This is a genomic window from Bradyrhizobium sp. Ash2021 (assembly GCF_031202265.1).
Classification (GTDB): domain Bacteria; phylum Pseudomonadota; class Alphaproteobacteria; order Rhizobiales; family Xanthobacteraceae; genus Bradyrhizobium.
This window is the reverse complement of record NZ_CP100604.1, coordinates 7,041,057-7,062,544: the sequence shown is the minus strand read 5'-3', so window position 1 is coordinate 7,062,544 and position 21,488 is coordinate 7,041,057. Positions and strand designations below refer to the sequence as shown.

Here is a 21,488-nt window from a genome sequence, read left to right as displayed (position 1 = left end):
GCAGAGCAGTCTCGCCCGAGACGATTTTAGGCCTGAAAGCGACGCTGAGCTCTCTCTCTCTCTGTCCCTTTCTTGCGCGCGTCAATGAATATTGCGCCTTGTAGAAGGTCTTCATCGCTCAGATTGCGATAACGCTCGAGAAGCTTTGGACGAATAGATGAGACGATAGCAAGCTGCTCGTCGCCATAATGAACTCCATTTTCGATGCGTTCGACATGCGGAACAATTTCGGTATTCAACCCGACAACTTTTCCGGTCAATACACGTGTCTCGTATCCTAGAGAGCTGAGCTTGGCCCGGTAGCGGCTCACATCCTCTCTATTAGGATCCCCGGTATAAGAGGACATGAGATGATAAAGCCAATCAGGAATCGTCAATAGTGTCAGGGGATTGTATCCATGCTTCGAGAAAATTTCATGATCAGACAGATCGACCCCATGCAGCATTCTGCCTTTTTCATTCAACAATTTGTCCATCGAATCGAATGCTAAGCTTAAATCATACACATGCTCTAACACAGCCATTGAAATTACAAAATCAAAAGATCCAATATAAAGCTTATCTGCCGCATTCTCTATAGGTAGATCATATAGATATGTGAGTTTTTCTGTATTGAAAATTGGTTTTGTCTCCAAAGAGACAGCTTCGTCGAAGCGTCGTCTTTCTATATCGGTGAGCTCATTTCGTAGAGCGGAGTATATCGCCCGCTCTTGCTCACCGTTTCGGGGCGTATAAAATCGATCTACAGCGACGACCTGATTTACTCCCTTGGCCAGAAACAATAAGGCCACCCCGAAGCTGTCGCCCGGACCGATTTCGAGAAAGCGTTTCCCTCGCAACTCTTCCTCGGTCATTTTTCCGTTATCCATATACGAATTATACAGTTTTTTGATATACTCAATGCTGTGGCGGGTGTCGAAACGATGCACTGTATGAGTGCTGCCCGATGTGTTGCTCCTATCGCCTAAACTGAGACGCGCCCAAAACAGACCGTTCCTTGCCAATTTGCGGAATGTAATTGTCGTCATCGACGAATATCCATTCATAGTTTTCTCCCTGTGTCGGGCGATAAAATCGAACCTGTTGCACGTGATGAACTTTTCATGGCCCCGCGCTCTCATCCAATGCATCAGGCATTTACCAGCGACCGGTAGGTCTCCAGCAAGTTGGCGTTGTGTCTGTCGACGGAAAACTGCTTCTCTGCTCTGGTTCGCCCCGCAGCGCCCATGCGCGCACGGAGCGAGGGATCGTCCATCAGGCGGCTGATGTGGCTTCGGAGTTCATCGGCATCGCCTGGCTCGAACAAGACTCCCGTCTCGCCGTCAACAACCAGTTCCGGAATACCGCCTATCCGGCTCGCCACAACGGGTTTGCCATAAGCCATCGCTTCCAGCACCGACATTGGACAATTCTCGTACCACTCTGACGGCACTACGATTGCCGAGGCGCCACCGATCGTCGCCTTCAGCGCCTGTCCTGACAACTGGCCAACAAACCGGGCGTTGCGGTATCGCATCCGCAAGCCACGCTCCAAAGGACCAGTCCCGGCAACCACTAGGTCCCAGGTCCCCTCAGCTTCATGGGCCCGCAACAGAGTCTCCACGCCCTTCTCTCTGGAAAGCCGCCCAAAATAGAGAACGTATCCATCGTCCTGCGCGCTCACATCTATTTCGGCGGTATCTACGCCATTATAGAGCAATACGACCTGTTCCGATCGGAACCGATGCAAAGCCGCATCGCGCATGAACTGGCTCGGCGCAAGAAATCGATCCACCTTTTCATAGCTGCCAAGCCAACGCTGAATTGTCGCTTCTGCGTAGAGTAGAGCGCTGTCCGCGATGGCCCCCCCGGCACAGCGGTTCATCAAGACTTGACGGAAATCTCCGTCCAGGCACAGCGAGCAAGGGCGCCCCGCCCGCAGACGCAAATATGACGGGCAGACCGGCTTGAAGTCGTGCAGCGTCAACACAACCGGAATGCCCCGCGACTTGGCAACACTGATGATTGACGGCGTTATCTGATGATAAACATTATGGCAGTGCATGAGATCGGGTCGCATTTTGTCGATCAGGGCAGCGATCTTGCTTACCGCTTCTCTGGAATGGACCAACGAAAGTGCGATGCCTATTTTTGAGAGGCTTCTGCCCTCATAGTCCTTACGGGATACGAAATGGGATACGTAAGGTGATTCACGATTCCGTTCGTCTTGCATGGAGAAATCGATCACTTGCTCGCCCGAGTGCAACAGGTAGTCGCGCTCTTGAAACATGACGACTTCCGCGCCGCCTTTGTGGAAAAAAAACTTATTGGCCATCAGTATCTTCATCAGCGCAGTCTCATACCGTGCTTGAACTCCGCGATAGAGGCTGACTCGTCAAGTCCTCTATTATGCGCCGACACAGAGCGCTCGTCGCAGCCGTCGCGTTGTTCTGTCTGATGGCTGTCGCACAGACTTGCACGACCCAATTCATCACACGAGAGACGCCAGCGTAGTCCTCTGTTGCGATACCGTCGCACCGGCCCGGAATACCCAGGCCGACGTTTCATTCAATCAATCCCATACTGACTCATCCAGCTGACGCTCTATGCCCCCTAAGTTCGGCTTCTCCGATGCGTACTGCTCTCCGATATACCCTGATGGTTTGCTTCACCACAGAGTGCCAGTCATAACGTTCGGCTACCCATCTGCGAGTGCTCTCGCGCATTTCCACCGGCCAGGGCATGCGTGCGAATGACTCCAACCGAGCGGCAAGTGCAGGCACATCCCCCAAAGGAAAATAGTGCTTCGCCTCCAATCCAATCTCCTGATGTGCGGGGAGATCACTGGCGACCACAGGAAGCCCGTAACTCAATGCCTCCAGAAGCACGATCGGCAAACCTTCGTGAGAAGATGGCAGGACGAAAACACCGGCATGAGCATACAACTCGCGCAACGCAAGGCCGGTCTGGAAGCCAGCCAAGACCACGCCGGGGGTCGCATGTACGAGCGCCGCTACTTCTGCAGCGTAGGCGTCCGGGTGGTCGGAAGCCCCAATCAACAGAAGCTTCCACCCGTTCAGCTTAGCTGTTGCGTACGCCGCGATCAGATCCTTGTGCCGCTTCTCTGGCACCAAGCGGCTCACCGTCAACACGTATCGACCTGGCGTCAGCCCGAACGTTTCCAGCGCCGAAGTGCTGCTCGGCAATTCCGGCAGGTCGACACCGTTAGGTATCACGTACGATTCCAGACCGTACTTGTCACGTATGAGGTTGCGGATCGTCCGAGAGATCACGATGCGGCGGTTGCAAAACCGCATCCCCCATGCCTCTCCAGTACGCAAAACCGCCCTGGCAAATAGCCCCCATTTCTCTCGATTATAATCAGGGCCATGATGCGTCACAACCACATGCAGCCCCAACAGGCGGGCCAGCGGCACCATCAGAGCTGGCCCGATTGCTTGGATGTGCAAGACTTGTGGGCGCCGCCAAGCTGCCGCCAGCACCCCCAGGAACGAATGAACTATCGTCTCAAGAGCCCGGGATTTAGGTGACCAGATCCGCAGGTACCGTACCCCCTTCCAATCGTCGCCCCGGTCACCCGGCACATAGGCGGAACGCACGACCACCTCAACATCACAATCCAGCTCTCTCAGCAATTGGCACAAGTGCTCCGCATGAGCTTCCACTCCGCCCTGTACGCCGGGAAATCCGCGCAGCCCAAGCATCATCACGCGCAACATGGAATGACCCCGTGCACAACAACATGGCCATGCTTCCAGCGAGAATGACCTTGCTGATGGTTACGTTAGGCCACCCACCACTGTTGACGCGGGGCTAAAAGGCGTTACCGGGCGGGAGAGTCGGGAGTACCCACAAAGAGGTGTCCGCAGGAGGCGGGACGTCTTGGCAAATCCGCCCGCTCGATGCGATGCTTCCACGCATCGAAACCGGGTTGTCCGTGAAGAGGTGGTTGCTGGCTCCATGGAACAGCTACTGAAGGATTTCGTGCGCCACAGCGTTAGCTGGGCTGGGCTTATGCCGGCTGTTCGCAGTCTATTTGCGGGCCGCGCCGCCATAATCATGTTCCACGAGATACAGAAAGAGTTTCGATCTGAATTGGCAACCGGGACGTCAATTTCCCTGTTCGAGCACTCACTCAGTTGGCTGCGGCGAGAAGGATGGGAAATTGTGAGCCTTGAGGAATGTCTTGAGCGAGTGTTGAGGAACGATCGATCGCATCGCTATGCAGTGCTCACTTTCGATGATGGTTACCGAGACAATGTTTCGGTGGCGCTTCCAATCCTTGAGCGGCATAACGCGCCATTCCTTATGTACGTGCCGACTGGTGCTCCCACGCGAACCCTACAAGCGTGGTGGCTCGGACTGCGCGAATTATTTCGCTCACAGGATGATGTTACAATCGATGCAATGGACACCCGGTTCCATTGTCCTGATTTCCAGGCAAAGGTATCCGCGTTGGCCCGAGCCGCACAGTGGGTTCATGAGGACTATCACCGTGCGGCGATGCTCGCTCCAACCTTCCACAAAGCTGGTGTATCGCTGTCTGCCCTGAATGACAGGTATTTTCTTGACGAAAGGGAAATTCAAGTTCTGTCACGCCATCCTCTCGTTTCGATTGGCGGACACACAACCTCACACCCAGCGCTCAAGACGCTGGATTGTTCTTCGGCGCGAGCCGAAATGGTCGATAATAAAAACTATCTCCAGAATTTGACCCAAAAGCCGGTATGTCACTTCGCTTATCCATATGGCGACCCAGAAGCATGTGGTCCTCGCGAAGAGAATCTCGCCAGCGACGCAGGCTTTTCGACCGCGGTAACCACACGGCCCGAGCAACTGGGGGCTCTGCACCTAAATCACTATAAGCTCCCTCGCATTTTCGTTGGTGGGTTTGACTCAGAAATAGCATTTCAGGCTCGCATGAATGGCCTCCAGCGAGCCTTTCACATGCTGCTTGGTGATCATCAGGCCGCTTGATGCAGGGTCGGCTGCCGCGGCTTTCCCGCAGGGCGACGAAGATCGCCTTGGAAGCGCTGCGGTCGAGCCCAGACCCACGGCCAGCCGATCCTTCACGCGACAGGCTTCTGGGTGTCCGTGCTGGTGGGGGCCTTCGATGCATATCGGATGTCTGCACAATGAGCCCCGGCTTCGCTGGTCGATTGGTCGACGATAATGCGAAATCCAAGGAAAAAAGCCGACGGTGTAATCCCAAAGGGCCGGCACTTGAGGCGAATTTGACGGTAGGATACGTGCGTATAACCACGTTACCCTGGACCCTCACCGTTGCCCGAGTCGCCGGGTCTGAACGCCCCTGCTGAGTGCGCCGCATCGGAGAGGCCGGCCGGAACGGGAAGTCAGCCTGCGCCAAGGGAGCCAAGTCGATGAAAGCACGGACCCGGATTCCGCTGACGAACGGTTGGGATCACGCGATGGAGGTGATGTCCCGCGAGATTCGCTCGATCAAGGATCCTGGCAAGGTTCTTGAGATCCTCGAAGCTGGTTGCGGCCAGAAGTGGGATCTCGACATCGGCGATGGCGGCTATGTGCTGACCGGCATCGACCTCGACCCCGAAGCCCTTCGCGTCCGGCGCGACGAAACGAAGGACCTCCACGAAGCCATCGTCGGGGACCTGCGCACGGCCGATTTCGGTCAGCGGACCTTCGACGTCATCTTCAACTCCTTCGTCCTGGAGCACGTGCCGGGGGCGCAGCAGGTCCTGGAGAGGTTCAACAGATGGGTGAAGCCGGGCGGGCTGATCATCATCATGATCCCCGACCCCTATTCGGCGTACGGCTTCACCTCCAGGATGACGCCGCACTGGATTCACGTGCTCTTCTATCGTCTGATCCTCGGACAGAAGAACGCCGGCAAGCCAGGCAACGCCCCCTACCCCGTCACCTACGACAAGGTGGTGTCGCGCGAAGGCATTCGGGCGTTCTGTGGAGAGAACGCACTGGTCCTGGCCGCCGAATATGGGATGTCTGGCGGCCTGAGCAACAACAGCCTTAAGCAGAAGCTGATGGAAGCCTACAAGAAGACGCTTCAGGTCCTGTCCTTCGGCCGCCTGAGCTCCGATTACAACGACATCATCTTTATCATCCGCAAACCGGCTCTCCCCGCGCGGGCGGACCTGCAGGTTAGCACCGCCCTTCCGGCCTGATCTGCAGGTTCTAGCGACGGGTCATGTCTATCAAGCGCCGCCGCTCGGGCTCGCGCGTCGGTGGACAGCGGCAGGCGCATGAATCGTCTCGCCCGAGACCATCGCCCGCGACGGCCGCGACGTCGCCGAGCCCAGGTCTCGTGCCCAGAACATACCGGAGGGCGGACAGCAGCAGGGGCCGGACGATCTCGTCTAGGCCGCCCGGATATCGCTCGACCAGCGGCAGCTGACGGCCGGCGATCGCGTCGTCGATCTCAGCCCGGGCATGGCGGTCACCGTGGAGGTGAAGACCGGATCCCGCCGGATCATCAGCTATCTGCTCTCACCGCTCGCCAAGTATGAACATGACGCCCTGCGGGAGCGTTAGGAAGCGCTTTGTTGGCTCTGCGAGCAGATTGCCGAGCGCAGCTATGAAGATGTCGGGCGTCGTTGAAATCCGAACTCCGGCGGCTGCGCGGCGCTGTTGCGCTCGCTCCTCGGCGAAGGTGAGGTGTGATTGTCGGGTGCCAACAGGTGAACAACGGATCTGGAGCATAGCCGGCACCTCGGCGGCCATCGCACGGAAGCCGGAGCTTTTTCCCTGACGGTGAGAGTATGACACGTCCAAGGGACCGAACAGGTTTGAACATGAGGGTCTGCGGACCACGCTGCGGGTCGGATTGTTCACCGCATTCAGTGCCGCGGCCTGGCTTGACCAACAGATCCAGCCGCCTTGGTCGGCAGGCAAAACTCGAAGGTGCTGCGCAGGCGCGGTTTGGCGGAGGGCGTCGACGCGATCGCCGCCATGGCATCGGCGTTCTTCAACTTCCATCGCAAGCGATTGATCGAGCTGCCGCGCAGTATCGCTTCCCATCGATCTGCGAAACCGACGTGTCAAGGGCGGCGGCCTGATGTCGTACGGACCGAGCTTTCCTGATTTGTACCGTCGATCGCCGTCCATGAACAACTTGCATTTCAGGCTGGGAAGGGTGATTCGCGAGGCTGAGGCTGGCGAGGATTTGGGACAACAAGAGGCTGAGCCGGCGGATGAGGCGACGGAAGTTGTAGCCGGCGGCGGCGAGGACGACGTTGTTGGCATCGCCACGCCGGAACCAGAGATAGTTGCGGCCCATGCGGTGTGAACCTCCTCCGAATTGATGGACACCTGTAGTAGGCTCGAGGAGCCAGGAGGTGTCGGATGGAAGCACGTCAACGTCGGTTGTTTACGAACGATTACAAGCGGCAAGCAGTCGATCTGGTGGCTTCGAGCGGTCGCTCGATCGGATCGGTGGCCAAGGAACTTGGCCTGCGCGATTCCGTATTGCGGCGCTGGGTGGGGCAACGTGGGGCTGGGCGGGAGCCGACGGCACCGGCGCGGCGCCCCACAACGCAGGCGACGGTGCCGTCGGCGGACCACGCGGCGGAGTTCACGCTTGATTGCGGGCGTTACCCCTCGTTTCTGGCCAGAGAGGAAGACCCTGAACTTGTAATCGGGCGGTGCATTGTGGCCGCGATATCCCTTGTCGGCGAGGATGCGCGCGATGGTGCTGCCGACCAGCGCCTCCATGTCCGGGATCACGGTTGCCAAGTTGTGGCCATCATATGGATTGCCGGGCAGCACCTTCACATGGGTGACGAACTGCCCGCCACTGGCGCGCGCCAGCGTGGTCGCCACTGAGACCTTGACGCCGAACTCGTAGGGCCGGTGCGCGTTGCCCTTGCCGATGCATTCCACCTCCGGCGCGTGCAGCGAGTAGACCTTGGGTCCGCGCTGGCGCTGCGTCTGCTCGCGCACCTGTCGGGCTAGCGGCTGGATGCGTCTTAACACCATCTCCTCAAGCCAGCGGTCGCCCTCGATCTTGCGAGCGACGTCGCGGATGACACGGCCGAGATAGGTCCTGAGCGTCTTCAGGGCCCGGTTGGCGCGCTTGAATTGCTTGGCGTGGGCATAGCGCTGGTGCTTGATCAGAGCGAACCTGCCCACCCGCGCATAGGATTGGCGCAACTTGATGCCATACCTCTGCGCCAGCCGCACCAGGATCTCGCGGGCGCGGTTGAGGAGCTTCGCATCGGTCGGGAACATCACGTTCTTCGGCTGAACCGTGGTGTCGACGATGATGCGGTTGAGGTCAGTCGGCTTAATGGCCTTGGTCTTGGTGGCAACCGCAAGGCTCTCCTGCAGCAAGGCCTGCAGCTTCTCCTCGCCCATGCGCTGGCGCCAGCGTGTCAGCGAGGAGCGGTCGAACACCAGGCGATGCTGGAAGAACTCCTCGCTGCAGAAGAACTGGTAATAGGGGTTCTCGACCCAGCGCTCACACGGCACCTCGTCGGAGAGGTCGTAGGTGTGCTTGAGGATCGCAAGCCCCGCCATCAATCGCGTCGGCAGTGGCGGGCGGCCCGGATCATCCGTGTAGACCGCCCCGAACTCCCGTTCCAGGAACTCCCAATCCACCGTGCGCCCCAGCGCTACCAGCGGATGCTTCATGTCGATGATCTGGTCGAGACGGGACCGGAACAGATCCTGCTCTCCCGTCTCCCGCCGTTCCGGTGGCCGCATCTGGTCCCGCGCCAAAACATTCAAAGGCGAGTGAATCACAAATCAAATTTGCAAGGAATCCCCTTCCGCACACCCGATTCCCGGCAAACTCGATCGCCTTAGCCTGCCGTTTCCAGATTCCAAATCAATGACTTGGGAATTCTTCACGGACGACGATCAAGCTACGCCCGACCAGCCCGATCGAGCATCTCTTCCACGCCGACGCAATTTGACAGAAAAATCAATGGTGTGTCTTGAACCTACCTATCGGGCACGTTTCGGCGAAATAACATAGGGCGGAACATACGTGTGTATAAATCACATTTTGAAAGTCTTTTCGCCATTTTTGCTTATTAACCAACCGACCCAGCAGTCGGGGGGGCCAGTTTCCAAATTCCCACTGCTTTGAAATCCGCTCGCGGTCCGAGGCTGCGATGCGTTGAAATGTGTTCGCGGTCCGAGGCTGCGAGCAAGCAGTATGTCGCGCGCCCGCTATGCGTGGCAGTGGAATTCCGTCTTCAATCTCAACTTCCTGAAAAGGAGATCTTAGAGTGTCCACAAGTGCTTTGAACGACGCCATCTCTCAGAACACACCAGGCAATAGCCAGGGATTACCGGTCGGGCTTTCCTGGGATACAGATACGTCCAGCACTACAAAGGTAATGCCACCGCCATCTGGGTGGTCGGCTCTTTCAGCATGGGCACAGGTTTATCAGGAGGCCGGAGCTCCGGTTAGCCCGAATAATGCCAGCGACACCGTGCAGGTACAGGGCTTCACGACCTACCTTCTCCTTACCAACGGATCCTGGGTCGAGGTACAAAACCAGGCGCAGAGCGGCATCGCTGGAGGCCATTACGTCGCGGATTTCTCCACTGATGCGCATACGGCCCTGACCGAGCAAACCTTGTCAGATGGCAGCGTCTCGATGGACGCGCCGCCGGCCGGATACAATGATCATTTTTGGCCCACGGCCCGCGGAACTTTCGCGCCCGGAACGGTCGCCGGCGTCTTTATCGAAGCGAACATGAGGACCAACGATCCTAGCGCGAATCTGGTGGCCCAGATCGGCGCCGATTGGTGGCAAAGCGCCACTGCTCAATACGCGGGGTTGAACGTGAACAACCACGCTGTCGGTTTGAACGACTGGACCAAGCTGACGACGCAGTGGCAACCCGTCTACTATACCACGCTCAGTGCGGCGCAACTAACAGCTGATCCACCGCCCGGCCTGGCCTCGACGACGCCAACCACACCTACGACGCCAACGACCCCAACGGTCTCGCCGGCGGTGACGCAGGCCTCCGCTTCACCGGGGACGGGAATCGAGCACGCCGGCAATACCATCACATTGACGCTCGGCTTCAACGAGGCCGTGAACGTCACTGGCACGCCTACACTGAAGCTCAATGACGGCGGAACGGCCACTTATGTCAGTGGCTCGGGTACGAGCTCGCTCACCTTCCACACCACGGTCGCGTCGACGGACACGAACACCTCGGCCCTTGCCATCACCGCGGTCAATCTTCCGACCGGCGCAAGCATCAGGGATGCATCCGGTGTTGCGGCGAACCTCGCGGGCGCGGTGAAGACGTTCTCCGGTCTCCAGATCGATCCGGTCCTGCCGGCGGTGACGCAGGCCACAGCCTCTCCGGGAACCGGCATCGAGCTCCCAGGAAATACGATCGCGCTGACGCTCGGCTTCAACGAGGCCGTGACCGTGACCGGCACGCCGACGCTGTCGCTCAACGATGGCGATACCGCCACCTATGTGGGCGGCTCCGGCACGAGCGCGCTCACCTTCCGCACCACGGTCGCGTCGACCGACACCAGTACCTCGGCGCTCGCCATTACCGGGGTCAATCTTGCGAACGGTGCGAGCATCCATGATGCATCGGGCGTTGCGGCGAACCTCGCGGGCGCGGTGAAGACCTTCTCTGGTCTTCAGATCGATCCTCCGGTCGTGCCTCCGGTCCTGCCGGCGGTGACGCAGGCCACGGCCTCTCCGGGAACCGGCACCGAGGTCGTAGGAAACACGATCACGCTGGCGCTCGGCTTCAATGAGGCCGTGACCGTGACGGGCACGCCGACACTGTCGCTCAATGATGGTGGAACGGCGAGCTACGTCAGTGGCTCGGGCACGGGCACGCTCACCTTCCGCACCACGGTCGCGTCGACCGACACCAATACCTCGGCGCTCGCCATCACCGGGGTCAATCTTGCGAACGGTGCGAGCATCCATGATGCATCGGGCGCTGCGGCGAACCTCGCGGGCGCGGTGAAGACGTTCTCCGGTCTCCAGGTCGCGACGTCGACCTCGTCACCGACCTCGCCATCGGCTCCGTCCACCCCGTCATCGATCGCGCCGGTCCTCACCGTCGCGGATTCGACGCTCTCGGTGACCGGGCGCGGCGGTACGGTCGGTTTGGGGGTCAATGTGACAACGACAGATCCCAACGACGCCGTGACCGTGAACATCACGGGGTTGCCGAAGTACGAGACAATCACCGACAAACTCGATGGTAAGACGTTCGGGGGAAATAACGTTACCTTGACGGCAGCGGAGGTCGACAGCGGACTGGTGCTGCAATCGAACTACCGGGGCGGGGCTCATCCTGTAGCGACCCTAACGCTGACGGCAGCCGGGAAGGATCCGAGCACCGGCGCCGTTACGACGTCCGCGTCGCAGACCATCACCGTGACGGATCCTCGGCCTGCGACCGCCACGACCACAACGTCGCCGCACACGACCACCGTGACGGATCCTGCGCCTGCGACCGGCACGACCACAACGTCGCCGCACACGACCACCGTGACGAATCCTGCGCCGGCGACCGACACGACCACGGCGTCGCCGCAGACGATCAGCCTGACGGATCCTGCGCCAGCGACCGACACGACCACGGCGTTCCCGGCAGGCAAGGGCTTTGGGTGGCTGAGCCAGGATCAGGCTGCCAGCACCGTGGCGACTACCGTGACGAATCCTGCGCCAGAGACCGACACGACCATGGCGTTCCCGGGAGGCAAGGGCTTTGCGTGGCTGAACCAGGACCAGGCTGTCAGCAGCGTGGCGACCACCGAGCCGCAGGCGATCGCTGCGACGATGGGGTCCCTGGCAAACCACGGCTTTGCGCTGCTGCAGCAGCAGCTGGACGGGGTCACCGGCGCCGCGCCTATCTCCGTGCCGCAGACGAGCTTCGTGACGGATTCTGCGCCTGCGACCGGCAAGGCCATGGCGTCCCTGGCAAGCCAAAGCTTTGCGCTGCTGAACCAGTATATGGCCGGTAACACCGGCCGGGTGGATCCCGGTCAGATCGTGGCGGCGGTGTCGCAAGGAGCCGGCTGGGGGCAGGACTCGATCCTGACCAGACCGCAACATTGATACGCCTCCGCACCCAGGTGCTCCATGCCGTCGATCGACGGCATGGAGCGTTCGGCGGCTTCGGCAAGGGTGCGACACCATCACGTTGGGAATGCATGAGAAGGAACTTCGAACGCGGCCGGTAGCCGCGAAGGGTTGATGAGCTAAAAAATGGCGATCCAGAATGGAAATGCCCACGCCGCAGATCTCGGGCTTCGAGCCCTGGCTCTGTTCCTGCGCCTTCATGGCGTGATCGCCGAGCCCGACCAGCTCCGCGATCGCTGCGGGGGCGAAACGATCGGCATCCGCGCGATGCTTCGCTGTGCCCGCGAACTCGGGCTCAAGGTCCGTTCGCGTACAACACATTGGAAGCGACTGGCGAGCATCCAGCTACCCGGAATCGCATCGCTGCGTGATGGCGGATTTCTGCTTCTCGGAAAGGTCGACGATCAGGCGGCGCTTGTGCTTTATCCCACCTCGTCGCATCCGAAGCTGATGACGCGCGCGGAATTCGATGCGGTCTGGGATGGCCGTTTGATCCTGGCCGGATCACGGAGCCCCGTACGGCCGGCGCTTCAGGCACTTGTCGGCATGAGCGGACGGGTGCTTCAGGCACTTTCCGGCATCAGCGGACATGGCCTGGTGCGGCGCGGCTGCGATGTCTTGATGCGTGCCAGGGATACCGTGCGTGCGCGTTTTGCCGATCACCGCGATAGTGCCGCCCCGGCGGCGAGCATCGAATCCGAGGCGAGCCCCGAATCTGGCAGCGGCGATGAATCCGGGCTTCTGGCCCTGGCGATCTTGCTGCGTTGCCACGGCATCGCGGCGGACCCGGACCAGATCAGGCACCGGGTGGGTGCGGCGCGAGTAGGCGTTACCGAAATCCTGCGCTGTGCCAAGGATTTCGCGCTCAAGGCTCGGGTACAGAGGACGAGCTGGAACCGGCTTTCGGTCACTCCGCTGCCGGGGATCGCCGTGCTGCGGGACGGCGGATTTCTGATCCTCGGCAAGGTCATCGACGACAATCTCCTTGTCCAGCGCCCATTGTCTCCCCGACCCGAAGCAATGACGCAGGCCGAACTCGAGGCCATCTGGGACGGCGACATCATCCTGATGACCCGGCGCGCGGCGCTGACGGATCTCTCACGGCGGTTCGACATCGGCTGGTTCCTTGGCGCAGTCCGCAAATACCGCGGTCTTCTGGGCGAGGTGCTGCTGGCGTCGTTCTTCCTTCAGGTCTTTGCCGTCATCTCGCCGCTGTTCTTCCAGGTGGTCATCGACAAGGTGCTCGTGCATCGAAGCATGAGCACGCTCGACGTTCTGGTCACGGGCCTTGTCGCGCTGACCGTCTTCGAGGCCATTCTCGGCACGCTGCGGGTCTATCTGTTCGCGCACACGACGAACCGCATCGACGTTGAGCTCGGTGCCCGGCTGTTTCGTCACCTGATGGCATTGCCGATCGCATATTTCCAGACCCGTCGCGTCGGCGATTCGGTCGCACGTGTCCGCGAGCTGGAAAATATCCGCCAGTTTCTGACGAGCTCGGCGCTTACGCTCGTGATCGATCTCCTGTTCACCGTCGTATTCCTTGTGGTGATGTTCTATTATTCGACGACGTTGACGTTGATCGTTCTGGCGTCATTCCCATTCTATATCGGCATCTCTGCGGGAGCTGCGCCGCTGTTTCGCCGGCGCCTCGACGAGAAGTTCAATCGCGGCTCCGAGAATCAGGCCTTCCTGGTTGAGAGCGTCACCGGCGTCGAGACACTGAAGGCCATGGCGGTCGAGCCGCAAATGCAGATCCGCTGGGAGGAGCAGCTCGCGGGCTATGTGGCGGCAAGTTTCCGTGTGCTCAGCCTGAACAATACGGCGAGCCAAGCGGTCCAGATGATCAACAAGCTGGTCGTCGCCGCGACCCTTTACTTCGGCGCCAGGCTCGTGATCGGCGGCGAACTGAGCGTCGGCGAGCTCGTCGCGTTCAACATGCTGGCCGCGCGCGTGAGCATGCCGGTGCTGCGGCTCGCGCAGATGTGGCAGGATTTCCATCAGGCCCGTCTGTCGATCGATCGTCTTGGCGACATCCTCAACACCATTCCCGAACCAAGCTTCAATCCCGGCCGCGCCGCGCTGCCGCCGATCCGCGGGCAGGTCACATTCGAGCATGCGACTTTCCGCTACCGCATCGATGGTCCGGAGGTGCTGCACGACGTATCGTTCAGCGTCGAGTCGGGTCAGATCATCGGCATCGTGGGCTCCTCGGGTTCGGGCAAGAGTACCATCGCCAAATTGATACAGCGTCTCTACGTGCCGGAGAGCGGACGCGTGCTGGTCGACGGCGTCGACCTGGCGATGGTCGACCTCGCCTGGCTTCGGCGCCAGATCGGCGTCGTCTTGCAGGAAAACGTGCTCTTCAACCGCTCCATTCGTGAGAACATCGCGCTCGCCGATCCGGCGATGCCCATGGAGCGTGTCATCGCGGCGGCATCGCTCGCCGGTGCTCACGATTTCATCCTGGAGCTGCCTGAGGCCTATGACACGATCGTGGGCGAACGCGGCAGCAGTCTTTCCGGCGGGCAGCGCCAGCGAGTCGCGATCGCCCGCGCGCTCATTACCGATCCGCGCATCCTCATCCTCGACGAGGCGACCAGCGCACTGGACTACGAAAGCGAGCGCGCCATCCAGCAAAACATGAAACGAATTTCCGCCGGCCGGACCGTCTTCGTCATCGCACACCGGCTCTCGACCGTGCGCCACGCGAACCGGATCATCACGATCGAGCATGGCCGCATCGTCGAGGACGGTACCCACGATGAGCTGATCCGCTCGAACGGGCGTTACGCAAACCTTCACTATCTGCAGGCTGGCATCCATGACGTCCGCTAGCCGAAACATCGTTCCATTTCCGAGAGCCGAAGTTCGCCGTCGCGAGCAGGAAATTGCGTTCCTGCCGGCGGCGCTCGAAATCACTGAATCGCCGCCGTCGCCGATCGGGCGCGCGATCGGGGCGAGCATCATCGCGGTCTTCTGCGTTGCGCTGCTGTGGGCGTCATTCGGCAGCGTCGACATCGTCGCTACCGCGACGGGCAAGATCGTGCCGGGCGGACGCACCAAGCTGATCCAGCCATTCGAGACAGGCGTTGTCCGCGCCATCCACGTACGCGACGGACAGAGCGTCAAGGCCGGCGACGTCCTGATCGAGCTCGACCCGACGATGACGGATGCCGACCAGGAGCGCCAGAGGAGCGATATGGTTGCGGCCGAACTCGACGTCGCGCGGCTGCGCGCGGCGCTCGCTGAGGATCCGCTTGCCGCCTTCCGGCCGCCGCAGAGCGCGAGCGCTGCCGAAATCGAGATGCATCGTCAGTTCCTTATCAGCCAGCGGGCCGAGCAGAACGCCAAGCTCTCCGAGATCGAGCGCCAGCAAGGCCAGAAGGAGGCGGAACGGGCGACCACGTCGGCGAGCGTCGCGAAGCTGCAGGCGACGATACCGGTGCTGCAGGAGCGGGTCGACATTCGCAAGAGTCTCCTCGAAAAGGCACTGGTTTCGAAGGTCACCTATCTCACCGAGTATCAGGATCTGGTCGGCCTTCAGCAGGATCTCGTCGTGCAGCAGAGCCGGCTGCGCGAAGCCGATGCGGCCATCGCTTTGCTAAAGGAAACGAGGGAAAGGACCGCCGCGGAGTATCGGCGCACGACCTTTGACGCACTCGCGAAAGCCGAGCAGAAGGTTGCGAGTGCTGCACAGGACGTGATCAAGGCGGAGCGCCGCACGAAGCTCCAGCATTTGACCGCGCCGGTCGATGGCGTCGTGCAACAGCTCGCCGTTCATACGGTGGGAGGCGTGGTGACGCCTGCTCAGGCGCTCGCCGTGGTGGTTCCGAGCGACAGCCATCTCGAGATCGAGGCCATGCTCTCCAACCGCGATATCGGATTCGTCCATCCGGGACAGACGACGGAGATCAAGGTCGACACGTTCAACTTCACGCGCTACGGGCTCCTTCATGGAGACGTGCTCAGCGTGTCGACGGACGCCATTACGCGCGATCGGCCACAGGGCGGGTCGAATGACCGGACGCCGGGCGCAGCGCAGAGCAGCAGTGAGCCGAAAGGTCAGGAGCTGGAATATGCGGCGCGCATTTCACTCGACCGCACGCACATGCAGGTGGAGGACAAGCGCGTCAACCTCGGTCCCGGCATGGCGGTGACGGTCGAGATCAAGACCGGCACGCGCAGGATCATCAGCTACCTTCTCTCGCCGCTGGCGAGATACAAGCAGGAGTCGCTGCGAGAGCGATGAAGCCGGCGTTCATCCGGCAAACCCGCGCGCTTCACGTCGTCAACGCGAGAGCGCCGCGATCTTGTACGACTCATGCAAGAGCGGCAGGAGAGCATCGTGCTTGGCGCCTGGATGCCGGAGAATTGGAACCGCTACTCCTATGTCGGTCGCAGTAGAGGTAGTCCCAATGAGGTAGCCGCACGAATACCGGCAATTAAGTAGATCGCGCCCGCATTTGTTGAACGATTCTTGACCCGCATATTCGCGCGTGACTACCTTGTGGCGCAGACTTGAGTCGGAATTCCCTGCACACTCAAGGAAACAACATGAACAGATCATTCGCCGTATTCACCGGCGTGGCCGCTGTTGGGCTCACCTTGATGCTGAGCACTCAAACCAGCGGTTCTGCGCAAACCGGTACTCTCGGCAAAATCAATGCAAACGCCAGGATGACCGCCGGCGCTCACCGAGCGCAGCCGCATCGGCTCGCCATACAGGTTGACGTCAATGACCCCGCGACCATGAATCTCGCTCTCAATAATGTGAGCAATACCGTGCAGCACTACAACGAGATCGGCCAGAAGGTTGAAATCGAAGTGGTCGCCTTTGGCCCCGGACTGCATATGCTGCGCGAAGACACCTCTCCCGTCAAAGCGCGCATCAGGTCCATGAGCGAAACCATGCCCGAGCTCAGCTTCTCGGCATGCGGGAACACCCGCGAGAACATGACAAGAGCCGAGGACAAGGAGATCCCGCTCATCTCGCAGGCAAAGGTCACCAAATCCGGAGTGGTCCGGCTCATGGAGCTGCAGGAGCGAGGCTGGAGTTACCTGCGACCGTGATCCGGTCGGCGCACTTCTGCGATCCGCGCCGTCTCGTTCCAATCTGTCGGATCTAACTTGCGTCGCGTGGACCGCGCGTGAACGCGGCCAGGATGGCGATGACCGTCAAATGACGGTGTGCGCAATCAGCCAGGTTGCATCAATCCCTGTTGCATCTGACGGCCTGGGCCCGTCGGTCGCGTGAATGACATCCCTAATGCTGTGTCAGTCATCGGCTGAAGTAGCGGATTTAAGTCGCGGCGGCGCCCGGCGTTGCCGACGCCCCATAGCCTTGCGTTGCCGGTGTGCCCGGCAAGAGCGCGGGTAGAGCCCACAGCAATCCGGCTATCGTTAACAGCAGCGGCGTGGTCGCCTTCAAATCGCCGCCGCCGGCGCGTCGAAGTCGCCTGCCTGTCGAGCCGTGCTGTTCAGAGGGCTCTTCGGTTGATGCCCTTGCGGGTCAGGCCGTCAATGCGAGGCACCCCAACGTGATTAACCACCTTTAGTGAATCCGGAGCCGCGATTTGCTTGATCTCGGAGATCACCTCGATGGGCTTTGGAAGCCGTGGGCTCATATCGACGGTTGAGGGCAGCGCGCAGCCGTTTTGCGATTTTGCCAGGGTCGCATTGTTCATCCCCCAGATCGCCGCCTGGGTCCGGTTCTGGACCCGGATCTTGCGCAGGATCGCCTTGACGTGAACCTTCACCGTCGCCTCGGCGATATCGATCTTTCGGGCTATGCATTTGTTGGAGTCGCCTTCGATCAGGCATTGCAGAATTGATTGCTCCCGCGGGGAAAGCTGCGGCGCGATCCTGTCCTTTGTCCTGAACAGCATCGCCTGTGCGTTTTCGTCGCGCAGCACCGCCTTGCCGACGCGATCGTTTTCGGGATCGAGAGCGAATGACAAAAATGCCGGCGGAAAGATCGTCTCGCCCATTGCCACCAGTTCAACGGACTTGATGAACAAATCGCACGTCATGACGTCGACGAAATAGCCGTTCGCGCCTGCTCGAAATGCGGAAACCAGGTCGTCCAGCCGATGGTGATCGGCCACGATCGCAATGCGTCCTTTCGGATGGCTGTCCCGCAAGAGTTCGATTTGTTCAAGGACGACGCCGAAATCATCGCCGGTATGGACAATGAGAAACAGCAGTTGGTGCGGTTGGAGTTTATTCGGCGCCAGATCGTCACCGCATGATACCGAGGCGGCGATGCGAAGATTTGCCGCCCGGAGAATTTTCGCAATTCCTTCTCTGATTAAGACGCTTCTTCCAATGAGTATCGTTGCAAATGAATGTTGTCTGTACATTTTACTCTCCCAGCCCTTACGCTACATTTGGTTTTGACCATTTGGTTTCTTCGGTCGGCGCTCCTTCGTTCACAGGATATTTTTCGTTCACAGGATTTTTCGTTGGCAGATTTCGAGGGCTCCGTATCGTTAACCCTTTATGAATGTTAGATTCGAATTCACGATATCCCTATATACCATTCGTTATAGGTGCTCGCGTGTGTCCGGATGAATGTCGTTCATAATAACAAACGGCTGTCGACGTCCGAGAGGCAACAACGTACCGCGGAATCCTAGTCCGGTAGGTGACATTTGTTCAGGTCAACGACATTCTCTGCGCGAGTGAGGAGTGCGACGTTTATCAAACGTTGTGAAAATGTTCTGCTGAGGCACCCAAATTGGGAAGCGCCTAGAACAGATCTGCACAGGCAGCGGCACTCCGTCGCGCCTAAACCAATCCGCAGTTCTACGGATATCCGTTGGGAGTTTTGCCGGTAGCTTTTCTCTGGACGAGCGCAGGCAAGCGGACAGACCCAAATTCCCGTTAACCTCGTTTTTGCGCTGCGGAATTCCACACGTGTCGGATTCTTGAAAATTTGTTATGATCTCGTTTAGGCTAAAGTGGAAACAAGTAGGGCGTGAAGGGTTTAGGTTATTGGGGCGACAGGCTGAGGACCGCGCAATGCGTTGTACCAGCGTCGTGATCGCAGACCGCCATCCCGTGGTTCTGCACGGTTTGAGCCACCTGCTCGACGCGCACCGGGGCTTCAATGTTGTTGCGTGTTGCGGCGATGGTGCGAGCTGCATCGAAGCGCTTCGGAATTTAACACCTGACATCGCCATTCTCGACGCCTCAATGTCCGGCGTGAGCTGGCTGGAAATTCTCGCCATCGTCAATTCCGAAGGTCTTTCCACGCGCCTGGTCTTTTTCACCGCATCTGATGAAGAGAGCGAACTGGTCCTGGCAGCGGCGGCCGACGGCTACAGCATCATTCCGAAGGACGTCACGGCCGAGGTTCTGGTGCAGTCCTTGCACCAGGTTGTCGAAGGCCAGCTGCTGTTGCCGCTGCCTTCATCCGTGCAGGCTGTGTCTCCGGAGCAAAATGCGATCAGGGAGAAGGCGCTCACAACGCTGACGGAGCGCGAGCGCCAGATCATGCGTTTGGTGTCCGAAGGGTTGTCGAACAAGGAAATTGGGCGACGGCTGAATATTACCGACGGCACCATCAAGGTGCATCTGCACCACATCTTTCAGAAGCTCGAAATCAGCAACCGGACAGAGCTCGCGACGTTCGCGATTTCACGCAGCGATCGCGCGGGTCCTCCTGAGGACAGGCCGCCTCTGCCGTCCTGGTCGGACTGAGTGCAAAAGGGGCGGGCGGGCTCCATGGAATGCCGCCGCCTGTTCGACGCGGAAACAGCGGCTGCCGTCGCAAGCGCCGGGCATTGGCCGACCTGGATGCGGAAGCAAGTGATCGCTCATCTCACAAACCGACAGCTGAAGAAAGGATGCAAGCCAGTCGACGCGGTGCGGGCTGCGTTGCCGCCTCTGGAAGGAGCGTTTGCACTCGCGTTCCTGTTTGAAGGTTACGACGACCTGATCATCGGGGCGCGCAAAGGGTCGTCGCTTGCGGTTGGGTATAGCCGAGGCGAGATGTATCTCGGGTCGGACGCGACCGCTCTTGCGGCTTACCGACATGATCAATTACCTGGAAGATGGTGACGTCGCACTGAGCACGCGGCAGGGAATCGTAATTGGACTTTCGCGATATCAATCGCGTGTCGATCACGGCCTGTGGCACCTCGCTTTATGCCGGGCTCAGCGCGGCGCCGCCGTGCTGTCTCGCGTTGTGTCCAGGCCCGGCAGCAACACTTCGACGTATTCACGATGAATTGTGGTCCGTGTTCGATTTCCATCGAACAGGACGCTGACGCTGTTGGCGTACACGCTTCCTCCGACAATCGTGCCCGTCTTGTTGGCGAGGCGCGCACAGCGCGACGCACCGAGTGCGCTCATTCGAACGCGAACGCCAACCGCAAGATTGGACTTCATCGGGCCAGTCCAGGCTGCAATCAATTCAATCAAAAGCTAGCCTAGCACATCATCCTATTCGGCAGGATGCAGCGCACCCGGAGTACCTCTTTTGGGGTATTCGCGCGCGGGCCCGAATCGGGTAGATGCGAACGAACGTTGTTCCGATATTGTCATCCGCGTCGGCTTCGCTCGTTCGAACAGGGGGGCAAATGCGCGTCGCTCTCCCATACACAGCTATCGTCTGGTGCATTGCTCTTGCGGTCTGGATCGCCTTGGGCGTGGCGCTATAGCAGGCGCCTCCGGATCTGGAGGTGATGTCGCTGTCCAAGCCCCCTCGGGGCGCTGGAGAGCGTGCCAGTGAAGCCTCGGCCACATCGCTAAACCGAGACCGGCGGTTTCACGGTATTCTCGGATATGCCCAGTTCAGGACACGACTGGCGCCCGGACATGAATCGCGCGGTTTGATCGAAAAAAGCAAACGCGGATTGAGGGCGCAGCCGCCGATGCCGGAGGCGATTGCTGCTGAGTCCTGTAGAAACAATAGAGATAGCCTTCCCGCGCCAGGCACCACGGATGTTCCTGGGCATGAGCCGTCCGAGGCGAAGACGAGGCGGCAATAACGATCGCCAGCCCCGCCGCTGCATATCGAACAAGGCGTGCGATTCGAAATCCGCCGGCGGACCGGCGAAACGAGTTGACGGTCCGTGAATGAATCCGATCTCGGCGCATAGCGTTCCTCTCAAGTGCTGCGGTGCCGGACACCGGGTTGTCAGAACGCATTTCGGTATGCGGCAATTGCCTCAGGGGTGCCGTAGATCCACATTGGCTCGCCGCACTCGCTTGGGCCGTGGTCGGTCATGCAGGCGGCGCTCCATGGCGGTGCCGCGACCTCGCGGCCCTCGATTGCCTGTGTCTGGGCTCGCAGGCTATGCTTGTGGACTCGCTCCTGGGCCGTCGCCGGCGCCGCGAGCGACGCCACGAGCAACAGCGCGGTCAAAATTTGCGGGATCTTCATTGTCAGGCTCCTTTGCT

General features: G+C 59.8%; 14 protein-coding genes and 3 pseudogenes. 10 read left to right on the top strand and 7 right to left on the bottom strand.

The window, feature by feature from the left end:
- Window positions 1–26: 26 nt before the first annotated feature.
- The 3 genes from NL528_RS34055 to NL528_RS34045 all read right to left on the bottom strand — a co-directional run bounded on the left by NL528_RS34055 (window position 27) and on the right by NL528_RS34045 (window position 3,719).
- The gene (locus NL528_RS34055) at window positions 27–1,028 is read right to left on the bottom strand and encodes a methyltransferase domain-containing protein (RefSeq protein WP_309178743.1); all 1,002 of its coding nucleotides are present in this window, start codon (window positions 1,026–1,028) and stop codon (window positions 27–29) included.
- Between the two features lie 101 nt (window positions 1,029–1,129).
- Window positions 1,130–2,326 (bottom strand): glycosyltransferase family 4 protein, encoded by a 1,197-nt coding sequence (locus NL528_RS34050; protein ID WP_309178742.1) that lies wholly within the window; start codon window positions 2,324–2,326, stop codon window positions 1,130–1,132.
- Between the two features lie 241 nt (window positions 2,327–2,567).
- Entirely contained in the window at window positions 2,568–3,719 is a 1,152-nt protein-coding gene (locus NL528_RS34045; RefSeq protein WP_309178741.1) for a glycosyltransferase family 4 protein, read from the bottom strand.
- A 241-nt stretch (window positions 3,720–3,960) separates the two neighbouring features.
- Between NL528_RS34045 and NL528_RS34040 the strand changes: the two genes are divergently transcribed.
- The 3 genes and pseudogenes from NL528_RS34040 to NL528_RS47310 all read left to right on the top strand — a co-directional run.
- Window positions 3,961–4,977 (top strand): polysaccharide deacetylase family protein, encoded by a 1,017-nt coding sequence (locus NL528_RS34040; RefSeq protein ID WP_309178740.1) that lies wholly within the window; start codon window positions 3,961–3,963, stop codon window positions 4,975–4,977.
- Window positions 4,978–5,429: 452 nt separating this feature from the next.
- Window positions 5,430–6,161 carry a class I SAM-dependent methyltransferase gene (locus NL528_RS34035; RefSeq protein ID WP_309178739.1) on the top strand — a complete coding sequence of 244 codons (732 nt, stop codon included), beginning with the start codon at window positions 5,430–5,432 and terminating at the stop codon, window positions 6,159–6,161.
- Between the two features lie 1,177 nt (window positions 6,162–7,338).
- Window positions 7,339–7,566, top strand: a pseudogene (locus NL528_RS47310) (transposase); the annotation flags it as partial.
- Here the strand turns inward: NL528_RS47310 and NL528_RS34030 are convergent.
- A pseudogene (locus tag NL528_RS34030) lies at window positions 7,558–8,697 on the bottom strand (IS5 family transposase); the annotation flags it as partial. The pseudogenes NL528_RS47310 and NL528_RS34030 sit on opposite strands and share 9 nt — an antisense overlap.
- A gap of 530 nt (window positions 8,698–9,227) precedes the next feature.
- Here NL528_RS34030 and NL528_RS34025 point away from each other — a divergent pair.
- The 4 genes from NL528_RS34025 (at window position 9,228) to NL528_RS34010 (ending at window position 17,153) form a co-directional block, all read left to right on the top strand.
- The gene (locus NL528_RS34025; protein WP_309178738.1) at window positions 9,228–12,056 is read left to right on the top strand and encodes a hypothetical protein; all 2,829 of its coding nucleotides are present in this window, start codon (window positions 9,228–9,230) and stop codon (window positions 12,054–12,056) included.
- A gap of 150 nt (window positions 12,057–12,206) precedes the next feature.
- Complete coding sequence (locus NL528_RS34020; RefSeq protein WP_309178737.1) at window positions 12,207–14,918, top strand: type I secretion system permease/ATPase; 2,712 nt, start codon at window positions 12,207–12,209, stop codon at window positions 14,916–14,918.
- Entirely contained in the window at window positions 14,905–16,332 is a 1,428-nt protein-coding gene (locus NL528_RS34015) for an HlyD family type I secretion periplasmic adaptor subunit (protein ID WP_309178736.1), read from the top strand. Before NL528_RS34020 ends, NL528_RS34015 begins: the two co-directional genes overlap by 14 nt.
- Window positions 16,333–16,601: 269 nt before the next feature.
- Window positions 16,602–17,153, top strand: a complete 552-nt coding sequence (locus NL528_RS34010) for a DsrE family protein (RefSeq protein ID WP_309178735.1) — start codon at window positions 16,602–16,604, stop codon at window positions 17,151–17,153.
- Between the two features lie 407 nt (window positions 17,154–17,560).
- On the opposite strand, the gene NL528_RS34005 is transcribed toward NL528_RS34010, so the two are convergent.
- Window positions 17,561–18,187 (bottom strand): LuxR C-terminal-related transcriptional regulator, encoded by a 627-nt coding sequence (locus NL528_RS34005; protein WP_309178734.1) that lies wholly within the window; start codon window positions 18,185–18,187, stop codon window positions 17,561–17,563.
- Here NL528_RS34005 and NL528_RS34000 point away from each other — a divergent pair.
- The 3 genes and pseudogenes from NL528_RS34000 to NL528_RS33990 form a co-directional block, all read left to right on the top strand.
- Entirely contained in the window at window positions 18,173–18,331 is a 159-nt protein-coding gene (locus NL528_RS34000; RefSeq protein WP_309178733.1) for a hypothetical protein, read from the top strand. The two genes, NL528_RS34005 and NL528_RS34000, sit on opposite strands and share 15 nt — an antisense overlap.
- Window positions 18,332–19,121: 790 nt before the next feature.
- Window positions 19,122–19,784: a response regulator transcription factor gene (locus NL528_RS33995; RefSeq protein WP_309178732.1), complete on the top strand. Its 663-nt coding sequence runs from the start codon at window positions 19,122–19,124 to the stop codon at window positions 19,782–19,784.
- A 111-nt stretch (window positions 19,785–19,895) separates the two neighbouring features.
- Window positions 19,896–20,178: pseudogene (locus NL528_RS33990) on the top strand (glutamine--fructose-6-phosphate aminotransferase); the annotation flags it as partial.
- A 62-nt stretch (window positions 20,179–20,240) separates the two neighbouring features.
- Here NL528_RS33990 and NL528_RS33985 read toward each other — a convergent pair.
- Both NL528_RS33985 and NL528_RS33980 read right to left on the bottom strand, forming a co-directional pair.
- Window positions 20,241–20,507 carry a hypothetical protein gene (locus NL528_RS33985; RefSeq protein WP_309185347.1) on the bottom strand — a complete coding sequence of 89 codons (267 nt, stop codon included), beginning with the start codon at window positions 20,505–20,507 and terminating at the stop codon, window positions 20,241–20,243.
- A 718-nt stretch (window positions 20,508–21,225) separates the two neighbouring features.
- Complete coding sequence (locus NL528_RS33980; protein ID WP_309178731.1) at window positions 21,226–21,471, bottom strand: hypothetical protein; 246 nt, start codon at window positions 21,469–21,471, stop codon at window positions 21,226–21,228.
- Window positions 21,472–21,488: the final 17 nt, after the last annotated feature.

Excerpts from the sequence above, each read along its gene's own strand:
- NL528_RS34055 (WP_309178743.1), bottom strand. The coding sequence starts at position 1,028 with ATGACGACAATTACATTCCGCAAATTGGCAAGGAACGGTCTGTTTTGG.
- NL528_RS34050 (WP_309178742.1), bottom strand. The coding sequence starts at position 2,326 with ATGAAGATACTGATGGCCAATAAGTTTTTTTTCCACAAAGGCGGCGCG.
- NL528_RS34045 (WP_309178741.1), bottom strand. The coding sequence starts at position 3,719 with ATGTTGCGCGTGATGATGCTTGGGCTGCGCGGATTTCCCGGCGTACAG.
- NL528_RS34040 (WP_309178740.1), top strand. The coding sequence starts at position 3,961 with ATGGAACAGCTACTGAAGGATTTCGTGCGCCACAGCGTTAGCTGGGCT.
- NL528_RS34035 (WP_309178739.1), top strand. The coding sequence starts at position 5,430 with ATGGAGGTGATGTCCCGCGAGATTCGCTCGATCAAGGATCCTGGCAAG.
- NL528_RS34020 (WP_309178737.1), top strand. The coding sequence starts at position 12,207 with ATGGCGATCCAGAATGGAAATGCCCACGCCGCAGATCTCGGGCTTCGA.
- NL528_RS34015 (WP_309178736.1), top strand. The coding sequence starts at position 14,905 with ATGACGTCCGCTAGCCGAAACATCGTTCCATTTCCGAGAGCCGAAGTT.
- NL528_RS34000 (WP_309178733.1), top strand. The coding sequence starts at position 18,173 with ATGGTGATCGGCCACGATCGCAATGCGTCCTTTCGGATGGCTGTCCCG.
- NL528_RS33980 (WP_309178731.1), bottom strand. The coding sequence starts at position 21,471 with ATGAAGATCCCGCAAATTTTGACCGCGCTGTTGCTCGTGGCGTCGCTC.